At 61.6% G+C, this 17,794-nt stretch carries 21 protein-coding genes; 11 read left to right on the forward strand and 10 right to left on the reverse strand.

Annotated elements, in window-relative coordinates; all coding sequences use genetic code 11:
* Positions 1-3: 3 nt before the first annotated feature.
* From J2R99_RS13040 to J2R99_RS13055, 4 genes are all read left to right on the forward strand, one after another.
* A complete protein-coding gene (locus tag J2R99_RS13040) occupies positions 4-1,104 on the forward strand; it encodes an electron transfer flavoprotein subunit alpha/FixB family protein (RefSeq protein ID WP_128291606.1) in 1,101 nt (366 codons plus the stop codon).
* Between the two features lie 10 nt (positions 1,105-1,114).
* Complete coding sequence (locus J2R99_RS13045) at positions 1,115-2,422, forward strand: FAD-dependent oxidoreductase (RefSeq protein WP_307154881.1); 1,308 nt, start codon at positions 1,115-1,117, stop codon at positions 2,420-2,422.
* On the forward strand, positions 2,419-2,718 hold the full coding sequence (locus J2R99_RS13050; protein ID WP_307154882.1) for a ferredoxin family protein: 300 nt from the start codon (positions 2,419-2,421) through the stop codon (positions 2,716-2,718). The genes J2R99_RS13045 and J2R99_RS13050 overlap by 4 nt, the downstream gene beginning before the upstream one ends.
* Before the next feature lie 156 nt (positions 2,719-2,874).
* Complete coding sequence (locus J2R99_RS13055; protein WP_307154883.1) at positions 2,875-3,660, forward strand: metallophosphoesterase family protein; 786 nt, start codon at positions 2,875-2,877, stop codon at positions 3,658-3,660.
* Here J2R99_RS13055 and menA read toward each other — a convergent pair.
* The 6 genes from menA to J2R99_RS13085 all read right to left on the reverse strand — a co-directional run bounded on the left by menA (position 3,647) and on the right by J2R99_RS13085 (position 10,202).
* On the reverse strand, positions 3,647-4,573 hold the full coding sequence (menA, locus tag J2R99_RS13060; RefSeq protein ID WP_307154884.1) for a 1,4-dihydroxy-2-naphthoate octaprenyltransferase: 927 nt from the start codon (positions 4,571-4,573) through the stop codon (positions 3,647-3,649). The genes J2R99_RS13055 and menA overlap by 14 nt on opposite strands.
* Before the next feature lie 139 nt (positions 4,574-4,712).
* Positions 4,713-6,611, reverse strand: coding sequence for a sulfate adenylyltransferase subunit CysN (cysN, locus tag J2R99_RS13065; protein ID WP_370872365.1), 1,899 nt, complete (start codon positions 6,609-6,611; stop codon positions 4,713-4,715).
* The gene (gene cysD, locus J2R99_RS13070) at positions 6,611-7,513 is read right to left on the reverse strand and encodes a sulfate adenylyltransferase subunit CysD (protein WP_307154885.1); all 903 of its coding nucleotides are present in this window, start codon (positions 7,511-7,513) and stop codon (positions 6,611-6,613) included. Before cysD ends, cysN begins: the two co-directional genes overlap by 1 nt.
* Positions 7,514-7,535: 22 nt before the next feature.
* Positions 7,536-8,885 (reverse strand): UDP-glucose dehydrogenase family protein, encoded by a 1,350-nt coding sequence (locus tag J2R99_RS13075; RefSeq protein WP_307154886.1) that lies wholly within the window; start codon positions 8,883-8,885, stop codon positions 7,536-7,538.
* Between the two features lie 125 nt (positions 8,886-9,010).
* Positions 9,011-9,208 (reverse strand): CsbD family protein, encoded by a 198-nt coding sequence (locus J2R99_RS13080; RefSeq protein ID WP_307154887.1) that lies wholly within the window; start codon positions 9,206-9,208, stop codon positions 9,011-9,013.
* A gap of 109 nt (positions 9,209-9,317) precedes the next feature.
* Positions 9,318-10,202, reverse strand: a complete 885-nt coding sequence (locus J2R99_RS13085; RefSeq protein ID WP_307154888.1) for a formate/nitrite transporter family protein — start codon at positions 10,200-10,202, stop codon at positions 9,318-9,320.
* Positions 10,203-10,380: 178 nt separating this feature from the next.
* Here J2R99_RS13085 and J2R99_RS13090 point away from each other — a divergent pair, with 178 nt between their 5' ends.
* From J2R99_RS13090 to J2R99_RS13100, 3 genes are all read left to right on the forward strand, one after another.
* Positions 10,381-10,785: a hypothetical protein gene (locus J2R99_RS13090; RefSeq protein ID WP_307154889.1), complete on the forward strand. Its 405-nt coding sequence runs from the start codon at positions 10,381-10,383 to the stop codon at positions 10,783-10,785.
* A complete protein-coding gene (locus tag J2R99_RS13095; protein WP_307154890.1) occupies positions 10,782-11,054 on the forward strand; it encodes a hypervirulence associated TUDOR domain-containing protein in 273 nt (90 codons plus the stop codon). The genes J2R99_RS13090 and J2R99_RS13095 overlap by 4 nt, the downstream gene beginning before the upstream one ends.
* 119 nt (positions 11,055-11,173) lie before the next feature.
* Positions 11,174-12,085, forward strand: coding sequence for a diacylglycerol/lipid kinase family protein (locus J2R99_RS13100; RefSeq protein WP_307154891.1), 912 nt, complete (start codon positions 11,174-11,176; stop codon positions 12,083-12,085).
* On the opposite strand, the gene J2R99_RS13105 is transcribed toward J2R99_RS13100, so the two are convergent.
* Positions 12,079-13,239, reverse strand: coding sequence for a baeRF3 domain-containing protein (locus J2R99_RS13105; protein WP_307154892.1), 1,161 nt, complete (start codon positions 13,237-13,239; stop codon positions 12,079-12,081). The two genes, J2R99_RS13100 and J2R99_RS13105, sit on opposite strands and share 7 nt — an antisense overlap.
* Positions 13,240-13,387: 148 nt before the next feature.
* Between J2R99_RS13105 and J2R99_RS13110 the strand changes: the two genes are divergently transcribed.
* The 4 genes from J2R99_RS13110 to J2R99_RS13125 all read left to right on the forward strand — a co-directional run bounded on the left by J2R99_RS13110 (position 13,388) and on the right by J2R99_RS13125 (position 14,972).
* Positions 13,388-13,651 (forward strand): DUF7218 family protein, encoded by a 264-nt coding sequence (locus tag J2R99_RS13110; protein ID WP_307154893.1) that lies wholly within the window; start codon positions 13,388-13,390, stop codon positions 13,649-13,651.
* A gap of 78 nt (positions 13,652-13,729) precedes the next feature.
* Positions 13,730-13,867 (forward strand): hypothetical protein, encoded by a 138-nt coding sequence (locus tag J2R99_RS13115; protein ID WP_307154894.1) that lies wholly within the window; start codon positions 13,730-13,732, stop codon positions 13,865-13,867.
* Positions 13,868-14,190: 323 nt separating this feature from the next.
* Positions 14,191-14,412 carry a NepR family anti-sigma factor gene (locus J2R99_RS13120; RefSeq protein ID WP_307154895.1) on the forward strand — a complete coding sequence of 74 codons (222 nt, stop codon included), beginning with the start codon at positions 14,191-14,193 and terminating at the stop codon, positions 14,410-14,412.
* Positions 14,413-14,423: 11 nt separating this feature from the next.
* Positions 14,424-14,972 (forward strand): sigma-70 family RNA polymerase sigma factor, encoded by a 549-nt coding sequence (locus J2R99_RS13125; RefSeq protein WP_092811201.1) that lies wholly within the window; start codon positions 14,424-14,426, stop codon positions 14,970-14,972.
* 74 nt (positions 14,973-15,046) lie between these two features.
* On the opposite strand, the gene J2R99_RS13130 is transcribed toward J2R99_RS13125, so the two are convergent.
* The 3 genes from J2R99_RS13130 to J2R99_RS13140 form a co-directional block, all read right to left on the reverse strand.
* Positions 15,047-15,526, reverse strand: coding sequence for a pyridoxamine 5'-phosphate oxidase family protein (locus J2R99_RS13130; protein WP_307154896.1), 480 nt, complete (start codon positions 15,524-15,526; stop codon positions 15,047-15,049).
* Between the two features lie 28 nt (positions 15,527-15,554).
* On the reverse strand, positions 15,555-16,619 hold the full coding sequence (locus J2R99_RS13135; protein ID WP_307154897.1) for a DNA topoisomerase IB: 1,065 nt from the start codon (positions 16,617-16,619) through the stop codon (positions 15,555-15,557).
* Between the two features lie 126 nt (positions 16,620-16,745).
* Positions 16,746-17,699 (reverse strand): DMT family transporter, encoded by a 954-nt coding sequence (locus J2R99_RS13140; RefSeq protein WP_307154898.1) that lies wholly within the window; start codon positions 17,697-17,699, stop codon positions 16,746-16,748.
* Positions 17,700-17,794 lie beyond the last annotated feature (95 nt).

Genomic DNA, 17,794 nt, shown 5'->3' on the forward strand with positions numbered 1-17,794 from the left:
CCGATGGCAAACGCGCCAAAGCAGCAAGCCCGCCCCGCAGGCGGTCGGGCCGGCATGAAGAAGGAACTGCCGGAGCATTTCAAGGCCTACCGGCATGTCTGGGTCTTCATCGAATACGAGCACGGGCATGTGCATCCCGTGTCGCTGGAGCTTCTGGGAGAGGGCCGAAAGCTTGCCGAGAAGCTCGACGTGGAGGTCGTGGGCGTCCTTTTGGGCGGCGACAAGAGCGAACTCGAGGCGGCCGCGAGGGAAGTCTACGAGCACGGTGCCGACGTTCTCTATCAGGTCGCCGATCCGATGCTCGCACATTACCGCAACGAGACCTACACGAAGTGCCTGACCGATCTCGTCAACACCTACAAGCCGGAGATCCTGCTGCTCGGTGCGACGACGCTCGGCCGCGACCTCGCAGGCTCGGTGGCGACGACGCTCGCAACGGGGCTGACCGCCGATTGCACGGAGCTTGCGATCGACGACGATCGTTCGCTCGCCGCGACGCGGCCGACCTTCGGTGGGTCGTTGCTGTGCACGATCTACACGCTCAATTTCCGCCCGCAGATGGCGACAGTGCGGCCGCGTGTCATGGCCATGCCGAAACGCGAGCCGGGACGCACAGGACGCCTGATCGAGCATCCGCTCAACATGGCTGAGGAGGATGTCGTCACCAAGGTTTTGCGTTTCGTGGCGGACCGCGATTCCAACAAGGTGCAGCTTGCCTTCGCCGATATCGTCGTGGCCGGCGGGCTTGGGCTTCGCTCGGCCGAGAATTTCCAGCTGGTGAAGGATCTGGCCGAAGTTCTCGGTGCCGAATATGGCTGCTCACGGCCGCTCGTGCAGAAGGGGTGGGTGCCCGCGGAACGCCAGATCGGCCAGACCGGCAAGACCATCCGGCCGAAGCTCTATATCGCCGCCGGCATTTCGGGCGCGATCCAGCACCGCGTCGGTGTGGAAGGGGCGGATCTCATCGTCGCCATCAACAGCGACCCGAATGCCCCGATTTTCGATTTTGCTCATCTCGGCGTGGTGGCCGATGCCCTTGAAGTGCTTCCGGCGCTGACACGGGCATTTGCGAAGCACCTCTCCGTCAACCGCCTGGCAGGCTAAGGAGGCAGCCATGGTCGAACAGCGTTTCGATGCGATCGTTGTTGGTGCAGGGCCCTCGGGCAACGCCGCGGCCTACACCCTGGCGAAGGAGGGATTGAACGTCCTGCAGCTGGAGCGCGGGGAATATGCCGGCTCCAAGAACGTCCAGGGCGCGATCCTCTATTCCGATGCGCTCGAGAAGCTCATCCCGAACTTTCGCGAGGATGCACCGCTCGAGCGCCATGTCATCGAGCAGCGTCTGTGGATGCTCGACGACGCGTCCTACACCGGCATGCATTACCGCTCGGAAGAGTTCAACGAAGAGAAGCCGAACCGCTACACGATCATCCGCGCGCAGTTCGACAAATGGTTCAGCCAGAAGGTTCGCGATGCCGGCGCGACCGTCCTCTACGAGACGACGGTCAAGGAACTCATCCGCAACACCTCGGGCAAGGTGATCGGTGTCCAGACCGACCGCGAGGATGGCGCGGTGATGGCCGATGTCGTCATTCTTGCGGAAGGCGTCAACGGCCTCGTCGGGCAGCGTTCGGGGCTGCGCGATGAGCTGAAGCCGGACACCGTGGCGCTTGCGGTCAAAGAAATGCACTTCCTGCCGCGCGACGTCATCGAAAGCCGGTTCAACCTCAAGGGCGACGAGGGCGTCGTCATCGAGGCGATGGGCAGCGTGACGCTCGGCATGACCGGGACCGCCTTCCTCTACACCAACGAGGAATCGATCTCCGTGGGCATCGGCTGCCTCGTCTCCGACTTCACGGAGAAGCGCGAGGCGCCCTACGAACTCCTGGAGAGGTTCAAGTCGCATCCGGCGATCGCGCCGCTTCTGGCGGGCTCCGAGGTGAAGGAATATGCCGCTCATCTCATCCCGGAAGGCGGCTACAACGCCATCCCCTCGCTCTTCGGCGATGGCTGGCTGATGGTCGGAGATGCCGGGCATTTCGTGAATGCGGTGCACCGCGAAGGCTCCAACCTTGCCATGACCACGGGCCGCGTTGCCGCGGAAACCGTCGTGCGGCTGCACCGCATGCGCAAGGAGATGACGAAAGCCAATCTCGCCGAATATCAGGAGCGGCTGGAGAAGACGTTCGTCCTCAAGGACATGCGCAAATACCGCAAAATCCCGGCCTTCCTGCACGGCAACAAGGAGACGCTCTTCGGCCTCTATCCGCGTCTCTTGAGCAAGGCGGCGCAGACATGGTTCCGCGTCGATGGGCTGGACAAGAAGGCGAAGGAGAAAGCGATCGTCTCCTCGTTCCGCCAGGCGCGGACATTGAGGGGCATGATCGGCGACGCATTCAAACTGGCGAGGGCCTGGCGATGAGCACGGAGACAGATAGCGTGAAGGTTGAGGAAAAGCTTTACTACAACCGTTACGTGGTGGATGCAGGCCGTCCGCACGTCAAGATCCGCCCGCATGAGGTGCCGTCTCAGGCGCTTCTGGCGCTGACGAAGATCTGCCCGGCCGGCTGCTATGCCCTCAACGACAAGGGGCAGGTCGAGGTGACGCCGGACGGCTGCATGGAATGCGGCACCTGCCGCATCGTCTGTGCCGATACCCACGACATCGAGTGGAATTATCCGCGCGGCGGCTTCGGCGTGTTGTTCAAGTTCGGCTGAGGCTCGCCTCGGTCGGGCAGGCTGTCATGGACGGTGCCAGGGGGCTTCGGCCGGACATGCAGCCTGCCTATCCTTTTTCGCTCGCGAAACTGACAGGAGCGAGGTCTGAAAGAGCGGGGCGGCTGATTTTGTCGGGCGTCACCCTATATCGCGGGAATGGCCTTTTTCTCCGCAGCACGAAGTGCTCCGCTACACGCCGTGCCGGATGGATGTCGCGTCTATGCGATTGGCGACATCCACGGGCGGTTCGACCTGCTTCTCGATCTGCAGGATCAGATCAAAGCCGACCTTGAGACGTCCCCTCCGGAAGAGAGCGTCGAGATCTTTCTGGGCGATTATATCGATCGTGGTCCCAATTCCCGCGCCGTGCTGGAGTATCTGTTCGCAGGCGAAAAGCTCTGCGACCGGCGCGTCTGCCTCAAGGGCAACCACGAGGCGGTGCTTCTCGAGGTCCTCTCCGATCCGGGCATGCTTCCCTATTGGTGCGGGCAGGGCGGGTCGGCGACTTTACGGTCGTTCGGCGTTGCGCCTCCTTCGGGCGGAGATCAACGCTCGCTTGTCACCTGCCATCAGGCTCTGCTGCAGGCGCTGAGCGGCGGTTTCGAGCAATTTCTGCGTTCGCTTGCTTTGAGCGAGAGCGTCGGCGATTATTTCTTCGTTCACGCCGGGATCGATCCCAGACGTCCCATGCGGGCGCAGCGGGAGGAGGATCTCGTGTGGATCCGCGAGCCGTTCCTCTCAAGCGGGCGGGATTTCGGCTTCTGTGTCGTGCATGGGCACACGCCTTGCGACGAGGTCGACATCCGCGCCAACCGCATCGACATCGACACGCGCGCCTTTGCTTCCGGTCGGCTGACCTGCCTCGTTCTGGAAAGCGGCGAGCGCCGCTTTCTGCAGACGCAGGATGTGGCAGAGCCCGAAGCTGCCGTCAGGCAGCCGTGAAGATCAGACCAAGGCTAACGGTGAGACAGAGAGCGGCCTGAACCGAGGCCGTTTGCCCGAGACAGCCGTTGAAATCGGCAGGCGTCGTGGCATTGCGGAAAGCTACGTGGGCCTTCCAGGCAAGCGGAATGCAGACGAGCCCCAGGAGAGCGCCGGTCAGGTGTTCGCCGACGAGGGCCAGAAGCGTGATCATCACAAAACTCGCGGCCAGAAGACGGCCGTAGAGCCGTCCGGCGCCCAGAGGCCCGACGCGGATGGCGAGCGTCTGACGGCCGGCGAGCGTGTCGGTTTCGCGGTCGCGCGTATTGTTGACGAGGAGAACGGCGGCTGCCGGCAATCCGATCGCCAGTCCGAGAAGAATGGCGGGGAAGTCGATGAAACCCGTTTGCAGATAGAAGGTCCCGTCAACGGCGACGAGGCCGAAAAAGGTTATCACGAAGGCTTCGCCCCACGGGCTGCGCGAGATCGGCCAGGGTCCGGAGGAATAGGCATAGCCGGCGATCAGCGACAGGATGCCGACAATAAGGATCGGGATGCCGCCGGCCTGGATGAGATAAAGGCCGCCGAGGGCTGCGATAAAGAAGGCAAGATGGGTGGCGTGGAAGACCTCGCGCGCGGTCGCCCATCCCTTCTGCGTCACCCGGGGTGGGCCGATACGGCCGGAATCATCTGTTCCGTTCAAAGCATCGACGGCGTCATTGTTGAGGTTGGTGCCGATCTGGATGGCAACGGCCGAGATCAAGGTCACCAGAGCCAGGAGCAGGTGAAAATCGCCATTCTGCGCCCATGCGAGCGTCAGGCCGGCGACCACCGGCGAGACAGAGAGCGCCAGCGTGCGCGGACGAATGGCGTACCACCAAATGGCGAAGGGAGACGGTTTTTCCGGGGTCATCGCATCGACCATAACCATCATGCTGTCGCCGAGCTGTGGGCGGCGCCGATGGTATTTGTATTGCAAGATTGGCCCGGTGTAACGAGCCGTTGACACTAGGGTCAACGGCTCTTTCTGTCCTTCAGGGTGCGGCCCTTTGGAGCGGCGCTTTAGCCGCCGCTCAGCTAAGTCGGCCGTTCTGGCGCAGGTAAGCGATGATCTCGTCGGCCAATTCTTCCGGCGTAGCCGAGGTCGTATCGACCGTGATTTCGGCGTTTTCCGGCACCTGATAGGGTGAATCGATGCCCGTGAAATTCTTCAGCTGTCCGGCGCGCGCCTTTGCGTAGAGGCCCTTGGGGTCACGCTTTTCGGCAATGTCGAGAGGCGTGTCGACGAAGACCTCGACGAATTCGCCCTCCATCATCAGCTGACGTGCCATCTGCCGCTCTGAGCGGAAGGGCGAGATGAAGGAGACGAGCACGATCAGGCCGGCGTCCGTCATCAACCTCGCCGTCTCGGCGACGCGGCGGATGTTCTCCACCCGGTCGGCGTCGGTGAAGCCGAGATCGCGGTTGAGACCGTGGCGGACATTGTCGCCGTCGAGCGTGATCGTGTGCCTGCCGGCCGCATAGAGCTTCTTCTCGACCCAATTGGCGACGGTGGACTTGCCGGCGCCGGAGAGCCCGGTGAACCACAACACCGTCGGCTTCTGGTTCTTGAGACGCGCGCGGGCATTGCGGTCCACATCGAGCGACTGCCAGTGGATGTTGGCGGCACGTCTCAACGAGAAATCGACCATGCCAGCGGCAACCGTCGAATGGGTGAAGCGGTCGATCAGGATGAAGCCGCCGGTTTCGCGGTTCTCGCCGTAAGGATCGAAAGCAATCGGGTGCGCCAGTGATAGGTTGGCAAATCCGATCTCGTTCAGTTCCAGGACCTTGCCTGCCGTCTCTTCGAGGGTATCGACGGAGAGGTGATGCTTGAGTTCGCTCACCTGCGCAGAGACCATGCGGTTGGCCGCCTTCAGCCAATATGGCCGGCCCGGCAGAAGCGGTTCTTCCGCCATCCAGACGAGATGGGCGGCGATTTGATCCGTCACTTCCGGCCGGTTGTCCGCCGGCACCAGAACGTCGCCGCGGGCGATATCGACCTCGTCGGCAAGCCGCAGCATGATCGACTGGCCGGCGACGGCCTCTTCAAGCGAATTCTCGCCGATGTCGATCGCCGTCACGCGGCTCTTCTTACCAGAGGCAGCCACCACGACTTCGTCGCCGACGGCGATGCGCCCGGATGAGATCGTGCCTGCGTAGCCGCGAAAAGTATGGTCGGGCCGGCACACCCATTGCACGGGAAAGCGCAACGGCGTTTCGACAAGCCCCGGAGCCGACGGCGCCTCCTCCAGAAAGGGCAGAAGGGCCGGACCCTGCCACCATGGGAGGCGGGAGCTCGGGCCCGTGACGTTGTCGCCTTCGCGCGCAGAGAGCGGGATCGGTGTGACGCTCTCGATGCGCGTGCGCTTGGCAAAGGCCGCAAAATCTTCCGCGATCTTCTCAAAAACGCTCTCATCGTAGCCGACGAGATCCATCTTGTTGACGGCGAGCACGACCTGTTTGATGCCCATCAGCGAGCAGATCAGGGCATGGCGCCGTGTCTGCCGCGACAGACCCTTTTCGGCATCGACCAGGAGAATGGCGAGCTCGGCGGTCGATGCGCCGGTTGCCATGTTGCGGGTGTACTGCTCGTGGCCTGGCGTGTCGGCGATGATGAAGCGGCGGCGGGGCGTTGCAAAGAAGCGCCAGGCGACGTCGATGGTGATGCCTTGTTCGCGCTCTGCCTCGAGCCCGTCGACGAGAAGTGCAAAGTCGATGTCGCCGCCGGTCGTGCCGTGGCGGCGGCTGTCGCGCTCCAGATCGGCGATCTGGTCCTGCAAGAGCAGCTTGGAATCGTAAAGCAGGCGACCGATCAGGGTCGATTTGCCGTCATCGACGGAGCCGCAGGTCAGAACGCGCAGGGTGTCGGGCGCGGCAAGCGTGCCGGCGAGCGTCTGCATGCTCGCGGGATTGGTGTCGGCGGTGTCCATCAGAAGTAGCCTTCCCGCTTCTTGCGCTCCATGGAAGCCGAGGCCTCCCGGTCGATGGCGCGGCCGCCACGCTCCGACTGGGTCGCGCCCATGGTTTCCATGACCACTTCGGCAAGCGTGGTCGCCGTCGATTCCACAGCTCCTGTCAGGGGATAGCAGCCGAGCGTGCGAAACCGGATGAGCCGTTGTTGCGGGACTTCGCCCGGCATTAGCCGCATGCGCTCGTCATCGACCATGATCCATTGGTCGTCGCGCTTCACGACAGGCCGTTCTGCCGCGAAATAAAGCGGCACGAGCGGAATGTTTTCGCGCTCGATATAGGTCCAGATGTCGAGCTCGGTCCAGTTGGAGAGAGGGAAGACGCGCATCGATTCGCCCTCGTGGATGAGGGTGTTGTAGAGCCGCCAGATCTCCGGGCGCTGATTGCGCGGATCCCAGCCATGGCTCTTGGAGCGGAAAGAGAAGATCCGCTCCTTGGCACGTGACTTTTCCTCGTCGCGGCGGGCGCCGCCGAAGGCTGCATCGAAATGATGCCTGTCGAGCGCCTGCTTCAGACCTTCCGTCTTCATGACGCGCGTGTAATTGGCGCCGTGGTCGAAGGGGTTGAGGCCGGCGGCGACGCCTTCCTGGTTGACGTGGACAATGAGCTCCATGCCCGCCTCGGCCGCCATTCGATTGCGGAAGGCGTACATGTCACGAAACTTCCAGGTCGTGTCGACATGCAGGAGCGGGAAGGGAGGCGGAGCCGGATGGAAGGCCTTGCGCGCGAGATGCAACATGACCGACGAATCCTTGCCGATCGAATAGAGCATCACCGGGTTGCGGCATTCTGCTGCCACTTCCCTGAAAATGTGCAGGCTTTCTGCTTCCAACCGGTCAAGGTGGGACAGATTTGCGGACATGTGTCTTACAGTTCGAGAAATCTCAGGAGGATACAAGACGCGGACGTGCCGGGCTCTTGGGCTCGGCAGTATGCGGCTTGCGGCCAACGCTGTGATAGTTGAAGGCGTGAGGTGCCACTTCTTCTGGCGGATAGATATTTCGCAGATCGATTAGGACATTGCCCCGCATCGTCCGCGAAAGCGTGGCGAGATTAAGGGCGCGGTACTCGTTCCACTCCGTCATGATGACGAGGCCGTCGGCACCTTCGGCTGCGGCATAAGGCGAATTGCACCAGGTTACATCCGGCAGCAGCGGTTTTGCCGCCTCTGCCGCCTGGGGATCGTGGGCGCGAATGGTGGCTCCCGCCGCCTGGAGCGCGGGAATGGCGGTCAGGCTCGGGGCCTCGCGGATGTCATCGGTGTTCGGTTTGAAGGCGATGCCGAGCACGGCGATCGTCTTGCCTTCGACGCTGCCGCCATGTGCGGCAATCACCCGGTCGGGGATCGAGCGCATGCGCTCCTCGTTGACGGCGATCGTGGTTTCGACAAGACGGATCGGACTGCCCAGACGGCGCGCGGTCGCGGCAAGCGCCCGCGTGTCCTTCGGGAAGCAGGAGCCGCCATAGCCCGGCCCCGGATGCAGGAATTTCGGACCGATGCGATTGTCGAGACCGATACCGCGGGCGATGTCCTGCACGTTGCCGCCAACGGTTTCGCAAAGGTCAGCAATTTCGTTGATGAAGCTGATCTTCATCGCCAGGAAGGCGTTCGCCGCGTATTTCGTGATTTCCGCGTTTTCCAGGCTGGTGAAGACGATCGGTGTCTGACGCAGATTGAGTGGGCGATAAAGCGCCTTCAGAACCTGTTCGCCGCGCTCGTCCTCCACGCCCACGACAACGCGGTCCGGGCGGAGGAAATCTTCGATCGCCGCACCTTCGCGGAGGAATTCAGGATTGGAGGCGACAGAGAATTCTTTGTTCGGGGCCGTCTCCTCGATGATGCGCCGCACTTCGCGGCAGGTCCCGACGACGACCGTCGATTTGATGACCACGACGGAGCCGGAGCGCATGGCTTCGCCGACTTCACGAGCTGCGGCATAGACATAGGAGAGGTCGGCTTCGCCATCGCCTCGGCGTGTCGGCGTGCCGACCGCGATGAAGATGACGTCGGCGTTCTCGACGGCGCCGGGGAGGTCGGTGGTGAAGGTCAGCCTGTCGGCATTTTTGACCATCAGCTCGGCGAGGCCGGGCTCGTAGATCGGCACTTCACCCCGCTGCAGAGCCGCGATCTTTGCCTGATCCTTGTCGACACAGGTGACGTCGAAGCCAAACTCCGAAAAGCAGACACCTGAGACCAAGCCCACATAGCCGGTCCCAATCATCGTGATGCGCATGGCGGTCTTCCTCGCGAACGCGGCTCTTAAGCCACGTCGGGGCGGTTATTGCAATTGCGAGAAAGACACAAAAAGGGCCGGCACGAAGCCGGCCCTGGACTTGTTAGCCCTATAGCTTGTCCGTCTTAGTGACGGGCAAGCCAATCGTCGATTTCCCGCTCGGCTTGGTCCTTGGCGATGCCATAGCGTTCCTGGATCTTGCCGGCGAGGACTTCGCGGTTGCCCTCGACCTGGTCGAGCTCGTCATCCGTGAGCTTGCCCCACTGAGCCTGAGCGTTGCCCTTGAACTGCTTCCAGTTACCTTCAACACGATCCCAATTCATGACTTTCTCCTGTCAAGTTCGATGGCTGGAAAACGAGGATCGTCGTCGCCTGGTTCCGGAAACTATCTTTTGGTGAAGAAAATTTCTTACCCTGGCTAATGAGGGCGCTCTATTTGATTTCCTCTTTCACTTGCGCATAGGCAAGGAGAGCGAAAAGCGCCGTACCGCCTATGATGTTTCCAATTAATACGGGCACTGTGAAGTGCCACAGCATTGTGAAGATGCTGATATCTCCATGCGCGACGAGCAGGAATGCCTCGACGCTGCCGGCGATGATATGGGTAAACTCGGCGATCGCGATGATATAGGTGAAGAGCACGATCACGAGGAACTCGCTGCCGGAGGCGCTCGGCAGAATCCACACGATCGCAGCGATGAGAAAGCCCGCACCGATGGCGCGCACGAACATCGTGAACCAGCTCTTGTCCATCATCTCCTGGCTGATCTCCAGCATCGCCTGGAAAACTTCGGGATGGGTGCCGGGAAGAGCTGCGTTGAAGAGCGCGACACCCAGCGTGCCGACCATGTTGGCGACGAAGACGACGCTCCATAAGCGTATGACACACAGGACATTTTTGCGTGTGAACTCTGCTGCGAGCGGTAGGATCGGGGCGATGGTGTTTTCGGTGAAGAGTTGCTGGCGCGCGAGAATGACGAGCAGGAAGCCGACGCAATAGCCGAAGTTATCGACCAGCGGTCGCCAGGGCGCGTCGGGCAGGTGCTCGCGCAATGCCGCCTCGGCGACAAGCGAGAAACCGATCGACAACCCTGCCGCTATGCCCGACCACCAGAGGGAGGAGGTGGGGCGTTCCATTTCCTCTTCGCCCTCCTGCCGCACCACTTCATAAATCGCCGGCACGGACAGACGCAGTCTTTTCTCGACGGTCTTGGCTTCGCGCTGAGTGAGACCGCGCGAATCCTGGGCGCGCTCAGCTCCTCTGTTCGCGCGCTCCTCGTTTCGCTTTGTGGGCTTTTCGTCCTGAGTGTCGCTCATCTTCGCTCGATTCCGCTTCTCGCCATAATCCCGTCACCGGCGCAGCAAGATTGCGCTGCAAGAGCGGTCTTCAAGGTAGAGCGGCCAATCTATCGCGAAGTTCGCGGGGCTTGGACCGAGCTACCTCGTGTGGGAACTCAGCAGCCTTCGGGGACATTCACTGGTCATGGAGGACGATATGACAAACCGTCTCGATGGGCCCGGAGTGCCTTTCTCGTCGGACTATGACGTCGGTGGAGACGCGGACGAGCCCGGCCTGGCCCAGCCGATTACGACCGACGACCTTGATGCCCTGGCGCATTCGGCGCGTGGCACGGTCGAGGAGCGCCGCGAAGCTTTGCGCGGGGCGCTCGATGAACTCGAGGCGCGCCGTTCCATGGATCTTTCCCACGATGTCGACGGCGTTATCGCCTACGGCCGAGATCTGCTTAAGTCGCTTTCAGGAACCTCTCCGGTCTCTTCTGTCGAAACCGGAGATCCGGAGGCTTTCGGGTTCGCTCCCGAGGACCGGCTAGATCAGCCGGACGAAATTTTGGAGCGAGCGCAAGACTCGGTCAAGGAAGAAGGCGCAGAACGCGAGTGAAGTTGACCGCCATGCCGGCGGAGATCAAAGAGGTTTTGAAGAAGAAAATGGCGCAAACCTATCGCAAGGGTGAGAGCGTTGAGTGGCGTTTCGGTGGCTGGACCAGCCGAGGCCGGATCGTGGAAGTGTTCACGCGTCCCGTCGCGCGCAGCCTGGAAGGGCACGAAATCGTGCGCAATGCGGATGCCGAGAACCCGGCCTACCTGATCGAGCAGGACGACGAGAGCCGGGTGATGAAGTCGCATTGCGAACTGAGCGGCCTCCGCTGAGAGATAATTTGAGCGTCTCACAAGACGCTGGCGTGGGGGCGAGCGGCGCAATGTCCGGGAACGAAAAAGCTTCGGCCGAGGCTTCCCAAACGCCTGGGTTGTCCAGCGGATCCATGAGGGTGGCGCTGGTTCTCAATAGCGATTCAGGGACCTTGCGCACGTGCGAGCCGTCCGCCGGCGAAGAGATCGCCGATATTTTCCGAGAGGCCGGGCACGATGTCAGCCTTCATTGGAAGGCGGGCAAGGAGGCGATTGCCGCCATCGAGGCGGCCTTTGCCAATGACGATTACGACACGGTCATCGTCGGTGGTGGAGACGGCAGCGTCTCGTTTGCCGCCTCACAAGCCTATGAGCACGGTAAAGTGCTCGGCATCTTGCCGCTTGGCACGATGAACCTTTTCGCCCGGGCCTTGGGTGTCCCGCTCGACATGCACGAAGCGGCGAGGGCGCTTGCTGCGGGCGAAGTCTCTCGCGTCGACATCGCCGATGTGAACGGGCGGCTGTTCGTGCACCACGTGACGCTCGGGCTGCATCCGAAGATGATCCGGCTGCGCCAGGAACTCGATTACGGCTCGCGTTTCGGCAAGCTCATGGCGAGCGCAAAGGCTTTGCGTCTCGCTTTACGGCGGCCGCCCATCATCCGTGCGCGCCTATCGCTCGCCAATGAAGAGATCGACGTGGAGACCGCGGCCCTCGTCGTCAGCAACGGACCTCTGGGAGACGGGCATCTGCCTTATGCCGATGATCCCTGCGCCGAGACGCTCGGCATCTATTTCGCGACCTCACGCAAATGGACCGACCTTTTGGAGCTCGCCGCAGCTTTCGCACTGGGGCGCATGAGCGACAATCCGATCCTGTCGATGCGACGGTCTCAAAGAGTGACGATTTCCATGCAGCGTGCCGAGGCGAGAGCATCTGTCGACGGGGAAGTGGTGACACTCAAACCGCCGCTCAAAATCCGGCAGTACCCCCGCGGGCTAGCCGTGTTGGCGCCCGCGGGAGATGTCGCGAAGGATGCTCCGGCTCAGTAGCGCGTCAACGCGGCAACCGGCCCGAGCGTGTCCGCTGTTTCGCCTTCCATGCTGTAGATCGATCCGCCTGCCTGGAGAGCTCTCACGGCCACGAAATCGATGAGGTCGGACTGGCCAGGCCCCGGTTCTTCGACGACATGCACGGCATGCTCGTCGGAATTGTAGGTACCCCACAGATGAGCGGACCGGGCGATGAAGACGGCTTCCAGCCGTCCTTCGATGGAAGCTCGTGCGATCTCGTTGATATCGCGCAGCGCACCATCGGAGCTCTTGTCCTTGAGGCGTGCCTTGAGACGCTCCAGCGCATCGCGCCGATCGCCCTCGACTTCCTTCTGCATCAAGGACCAGGAAGCCTGGTGCAATTCGGGCTCGCTCTTGGAGGCCGGATCGACCTTGAGGTTGTCCTCCGAGACCCCCTTGTAGTGCAACTTGTTCTGCAGGTGACCCAAGGTGCGTGGCTCGGCCGCGATCACCAGCGGCGCACCGGCCCCTCCCAGCTTGTGATCGACCGCTTTGGCGATCTGTCCCAGAAATTCCTCAAGCTCGACCTCGTTGTAATCTTCCGGGCTCGGCCCAAGCGAATGGTATTGCGGCACACCGGCCGAACCGCCCTGTTGGCCGCCGGAGGCATTGGAATGGAAGCCGACATTGCCGTCGAAATCCGTCATGCCGCGGAATTTGGCGAGGCTTTTCGGCATGTTCGGCACGTCGACAGGGCGCAGATCGTGCTTGCGTACCTTATAGAACTGCACGTCGTCGCGCGTGACACACAGAAGGTAGCCGTGGCCGGCGGATGAGAAGATGCGGATGAGCGGGCGGAGATAAAATCGCTCGCCCACGAGCGAGAGCTCTTCAACCTCGCCCGGCAGCTTGATCCATTGCGTGCCGCTCTCGTCGATTAAGACGGCTAGCGACTGGTCCTGGTGCTGCCAAAAGTCGAAATCTTCCAGCCGTTCCTCCGCCGGCCGCAGGAGCGCGTCGACATCCTTGGTTTCGTTGGCCGCCTGCAGATTGCGCCGCGCTTCTGCCAGCGCGTTTTTGAGGCGCGTCGGATTTTGCAGGGTTTCGGCGCTGCGCATCTCCATCGGCAGGTAGATGCTGATCTTGGGAAAGCCTGTGCGCTCCGCCAGGTCGCGTATCCAGTCGCGTTTCATTGTTATCTCCCTGTGGGTTGCAGCTTTCTGAGGAATGGTCGCCGGGCACCGCGGGTTCCTTGGCGTCCCGGTGCACGTTGTCACATTTCTTTCGCAACGCATGGGCGCCTTCGCCGTTGTGTCCTCGAATGGCAACGCGAGCAGAGCCATGGCGAAGAATCACGGCAACCAGATCAAAGATGACAAGCTCTATGAGGATTTACGCGATCGCGGCGAGTCCAAGGAAAAAGCCGCTCGGATCGCCAATGCGCGCGCCAATCCGTCCATGCATCCCTCCAAGAAAGGCGGGACGAATCCGCCCTATGAGGAATGGAGCAAGGACGATCTTTACGCTCGTGCGCAGGAACTCGGCATCGATGGGCGCTCGAAGATGGACAAATCCGAGCTCATCGACGCCCTCCGCAATCACTAGTTTTGCGCAAAATCAAAGGGTGCAGACGGAGAGAGACCTCGGCCCCTTTGCAACCCACGGCACTTTTCAGGAGCGCTCATGCCCCGGGATGACGAAAATAACGAAGTCGAAGTGACGCAGGCGGAGGAGAGAAACACCAACCGCCATGTCCTTATCTGGGGGACGGTGTTGGCGATCGTCGCTCTGGGCGCGATTGCCCTGTGGTTCGGGCGTTAAGCCCTGCGATTTCGCACGCTGACAGTTTCTTCCTTGCGGCCAGATGCCTTTGCTGCAGCGCCAAATTCGGCCGCATTTGTGTTTGACAACCGGCCTGAAGTCGTGGAAGCCGAGGCTATAAACGGCCTGCTAACCTTAATCATGGTAAATGCCTTACAGGTTCAAGACTGTGGTTGATGTCGCGTTCCCATGGGATGCGACCGGGCCCTCCGGCACCTTTGCATCTGGCCGTGGCGTCGGATGTGGCGTTTCGTACCGGAAACTGCTTTGCCGGAACAAAAACCGAGCATCCGAATTAAACCTCGTGACGGAGTTGAAGTGACATGGATCAATCTGACCGGGAGGGGAGCGGTCGCTCGCAGGAGGATATGATGTTGGCGGACAGCAACGGCCGCGAAAATGGAATGCACCCTCTGGTTCAGTCTCAGATCGGGAAGCACCTTCGCGCCGTTTACGATGACGTGGTGAACGAGCCGGTTCCGCAGCGCTTCCTTGATCTCCTGGAGCAGCTGGAAGAATCCTCAACCAAAAACCGTCGCAGTTAGGCCGCGCCCATATGGCCGTATCCGAGGCTCTTCGACAGGAGCTCCTGTCAGCAATTCCCAATCTTCGTGCTTTTGCCGTCTCTCTTTGCGGCAATGGCGAGCGTGCGGACGACCTCGTCCAAGAGACGCTCATGAAGGCGTGGGCCAAATTCCATACATTCCAGGAAGGCACCAATCTGCGCGCCTGGCTTTTCACCATCTTGCGCAACGAATTCTATTCGCAGGTGCGCAAGAAGGGTCGAGAGGTGGAAGACGCGGAAGGCGCCTATGCCGCAAAGCTGGCCTCGCAGCCGGCCCAGAACGGGCATATGGACCTTCGAGACTTCAACGAGGCGCTGTCGCAGCTGCCTGACGACCAGCGTGAAGCGCTGGTGCTCGTGGGTGCATCCGGTTTCTCCTACGAGGAAGCTTCCGAGATCTGCGATTGTGCGGTCGGTACGATCAAAAGCCGGGTCAGCCGCGCGCGCACGCGTCTGGCCGAACTCCTCGCCTTGGAAGAGGGGGAGACCTACGGCTCCGACCCCATGGCCACAACAGTGATCACGCGCAGCTTCAGTTGATCTTTCACGATAACGAAAAAAGGCCGCTCGGATCGAGCGGCCTTTTTTTATCTTACGATCATCTGGCGTGAAGTCTAAAGGGCGACTTTGCGGTTTTCTCCAAGGCGCGGCTCTTCGCCCGACTGCTTGGCCTTGATCAGATTCCATCGTCGCTGCAAGGCGTTGAAACCTTCCCAATATTCCCCGCTCGACGGCACCACGCGAATGACGGCGACATCCGGGTCTTCCTTGCCGCCAGGGAACCAGCTTTCGGCATCGTCAAACCATACCGCATCGATGAGACGCTTGTCGGTGGTGAGATAAGCCTGTCCTGAAACCGAGACATACTCTTTCCGCCCCGGCCGCGCGAAAGACAAGTTGACCTCGGGATGAGCCGCAAGCTCATCCGCCTTATGGGACGATTTTCGCGTCAAGAGATGGAATTCGTGGGTCGATTTGTCGACATCGAAGCCCATCGGACGGGAGCGCAGTTCGCCGCCGTCGCGGCTCGTCAGCATGCAGACGGTCACGTCTTCGATGAGATCGAAGAACTCCTCGATCGGCGCATCTGTCATCGGCGTATCTCCTTGTTTCTCGGAAGATTCAACGTCTGGTCTCCGATTGGTGTTCCCGCTTCATGAGGGCCTCTTCGCCCTCCAAGAACCGCATGAGACCGGTTTCCGCCGCCGACAGATGCGCGCGGTGTGGTCCGCGCAGCAGGTCGGCCTTGAGACGCTCCTCCTGGAAGGCTTGGACGACCAGAGGGTGCACGTAGCTCGAACGGCATACCGCCATCGTATTGGCGAGCTTGTCGCTGACCTCGCGCATCACGGAGGCGATTGCGCGCTTGCGCGCAGCGTCACTCGCCGGCTTCTCGCTTGCGAGGAAGAGTTCGAGCGCTGCTGCGCTCGCGGCGAAGGTTCGGAAATCCTTCGACGTCACCTGCGCTCCGGCAGCGTTCTTCAGATATTGATTCAAGTCCCGGGCGTTCAAATAGGCGCGGCTTCCGTCGCTTTCCCGGTAGGCGAAGAGACGGCGCTTGCCGATTGCCTTGAGCTTGCGAAGGCGTGACGGAAGATGGGCGTCGGGGATCACCTTGTGGATTTTCTTTCCCGATTTGCCGACGAAATCGAGTGTCACGGTGCGGCCGTTGAGCCGCACATCCTTCTTCAAAAGGGTGGTGGCACCCCGGGCTCCTTCGTCGCCGGCCGGCTCGCTACGATGACCCGACCGTAACAGGGCTCGGTCGACGAGCCGCGCCGCCACCGCCGCAGAGTAACGTCGGTCTATGCGGCGGCGGTCGAGATCGCGGGTGATACGCTCGCGGATTTTCGGCAAAGCGCGACCGAAGCGTAGGAGACGCTCGGCTTTGATGGCGTTGCGGACCTCCGTCCAATCCTCGTGATAGCGGTATTGCAGGCGACCCTCCTGGTCGCGCCCGACGGCTTGCAGATGCGCGTGCGGGTCCTCCGCGATGCAGACCGAGGTCCAGGCGGGCGGGATGACCAGATCGATGAGGCGCTGGCGCAGCCGAGGGTCGCGGATGGTCTTGCCGTTACGCTTATAGGTGAAGCCACGCCCGCTGCGGCGGCGCTCTATCGTGAGATTGTCCGCGCAGATGTAGTTGAGCCCGCACAATTCGGCTCGTTCCTGAAGCGTGTCGACCATCGTGCCTCCGAAGGACTGGCACGAAACGGGTGGGAGAGAGCGCAAGTTCCGCCGCTGGGCGGGGAGCTTTCTAAGCCGGCAATCCTATGTTTCTCAGAGACTTGCCACTCAGACCGTCGTTGTCGCTCAGTTCGTGTAGCCGCGGCCGGCCGGCGAACGTGCGAGCCTCTGACCGCGTCTTGCTTCGCGATGGATGGTGTAAAGGGCGGCCGCGATGACGATGCCGGCGCCGATGAAGGTGCGCATGGCCGGGACCTCGCTGAAGATCAGGATGCCGAGGATCGTTGCCCAAAGCAGGCGCGCGTAATCGAGCGCCGCCAGCACGGTCGCTTCGCCGGCTCGAAATGCCTGTATGTTACAGCTTTGCGCGGTGACTGAGACTAGACCGATGGCAACGAGCAGGCCGAATTCCGTCCAGCTCGGCCACACCCATTGCCAGATTGCGAGCGGTGTCAGCAAAACACCCACGAAAACCGTCTGGTAGGCGAGGATGGTGATCGCGAGATCCGAGCGCGACAAGAGCCGAATGATCACCATGACGAGGGCAGCCGACGCGGCGCCCGCCACGGCGAGAAGACCGTAGCCGTCGATACCTGCGCCGGTCGGGTTGAGCATCACCATGACGCCGATAAAGCCGACGATGATCGCACCCCAGCGGCGGGGTCCGACCGCCTCTTTGAGGATGACGATGGCAAAGAGCGGGATGAAAAAGCTCTTGGCGAAAGCGATCGCCGTTGCATCTGCGAGCGGCAGATGAACAACCGCTGTGAAGCCGCAGAACATGGCGATGACGGCGAACAGGATGCGTCCCGCGTGAAGGAGAGGGCGCCGGGTCGTCAACGAAGCCGGAAAGCCCCGGATGATGAGCGGCAGAGCGGCGAGAAACATCACCGACTGACGCACGACCAGGATTTCAGCGACCGGCAGCCTCGTGCCGATGAGCTTGATCAGCGTCATCATGATGGTGAAGAGAACGGTGGCGACGATGATCCAGGCGGCACCGCGGAGATTTCCAGGCAGAGCCTGAAAGCGCTTCGTCAGTCCGGCAGATGTTTCGCCGAACCGGCCCGTTCCATCCATGGCTGTCTATTGACGCTTCGTCACATTCTCCGTCAAGCTGTGTGCGGTTTTTGCTTCATCGGCGCAGCTTCCCCGCTCGCGCCTGTCTCACCTGC

Origin of the sequence: Rhodopseudomonas julia (assembly GCF_030813515.1) — a bacterium.
Lineage (GTDB): Bacteria > Pseudomonadota > Alphaproteobacteria > Rhizobiales > Afifellaceae > Afifella > Afifella julia.

Excerpts from the sequence above, each read along its gene's own strand:
- J2R99_RS13040 (WP_128291606.1), top strand. The coding sequence starts at position 4 with ATGGCAAACGCGCCAAAGCAGCAAGCCCGCCCCGCAGGCGGTCGGGCC.
- J2R99_RS13045 (WP_307154881.1), top strand. The coding sequence starts at position 1,115 with ATGGTCGAACAGCGTTTCGATGCGATCGTTGTTGGTGCAGGGCCCTCG.
- J2R99_RS13050 (WP_307154882.1), top strand. The coding sequence starts at position 2,419 with ATGAGCACGGAGACAGATAGCGTGAAGGTTGAGGAAAAGCTTTACTAC.
- J2R99_RS13055 (WP_307154883.1), top strand. The coding sequence starts at position 2,875 with ATGGCCTTTTTCTCCGCAGCACGAAGTGCTCCGCTACACGCCGTGCCG.
- menA (WP_307154884.1), bottom strand. The coding sequence starts at position 4,573 with ATGATGGTTATGGTCGATGCGATGACCCCGGAAAAACCGTCTCCCTTC.
- cysN (WP_370872365.1), bottom strand. The coding sequence starts at position 6,611 with ATGGACACCGCCGACACCAATCCCGCGAGCATGCAGACGCTCGCCGGC.
- cysD (WP_307154885.1), bottom strand. The coding sequence starts at position 7,513 with ATGTCCGCAAATCTGTCCCACCTTGACCGGTTGGAAGCAGAAAGCCTG.
- J2R99_RS13075 (WP_307154886.1), bottom strand. The coding sequence starts at position 8,885 with ATGCGCATCACGATGATTGGGACCGGCTATGTGGGCTTGGTCTCAGGT.
- J2R99_RS13080 (WP_307154887.1), bottom strand. The coding sequence starts at position 9,208 with ATGAATTGGGATCGTGTTGAAGGTAACTGGAAGCAGTTCAAGGGCAAC.
- J2R99_RS13085 (WP_307154888.1), bottom strand. The coding sequence starts at position 10,202 with ATGAGCGACACTCAGGACGAAAAGCCCACAAAGCGAAACGAGGAGCGC.
- J2R99_RS13090 (WP_307154889.1), top strand. The coding sequence starts at position 10,381 with ATGACAAACCGTCTCGATGGGCCCGGAGTGCCTTTCTCGTCGGACTAT.
- J2R99_RS13105 (WP_307154892.1), bottom strand. The coding sequence starts at position 13,239 with ATGAAACGCGACTGGATACGCGACCTGGCGGAGCGCACAGGCTTTCCC.
- J2R99_RS13110 (WP_307154893.1), top strand. The coding sequence starts at position 13,388 with ATGGCGAAGAATCACGGCAACCAGATCAAAGATGACAAGCTCTATGAG.
- J2R99_RS13115 (WP_307154894.1), top strand. The coding sequence starts at position 13,730 with ATGCCCCGGGATGACGAAAATAACGAAGTCGAAGTGACGCAGGCGGAG.
- J2R99_RS13120 (WP_307154895.1), top strand. The coding sequence starts at position 14,191 with ATGGATCAATCTGACCGGGAGGGGAGCGGTCGCTCGCAGGAGGATATG.
- J2R99_RS13125 (WP_092811201.1), top strand. The coding sequence starts at position 14,424 with ATGGCCGTATCCGAGGCTCTTCGACAGGAGCTCCTGTCAGCAATTCCC.
- J2R99_RS13130 (WP_307154896.1), bottom strand. The coding sequence starts at position 15,526 with ATGACAGATGCGCCGATCGAGGAGTTCTTCGATCTCATCGAAGACGTG.
- J2R99_RS13135 (WP_307154897.1), bottom strand. The coding sequence starts at position 16,619 with ATGGTCGACACGCTTCAGGAACGAGCCGAATTGTGCGGGCTCAACTAC.
- J2R99_RS13140 (WP_307154898.1), bottom strand. The coding sequence starts at position 17,699 with ATGGATGGAACGGGCCGGTTCGGCGAAACATCTGCCGGACTGACGAAG.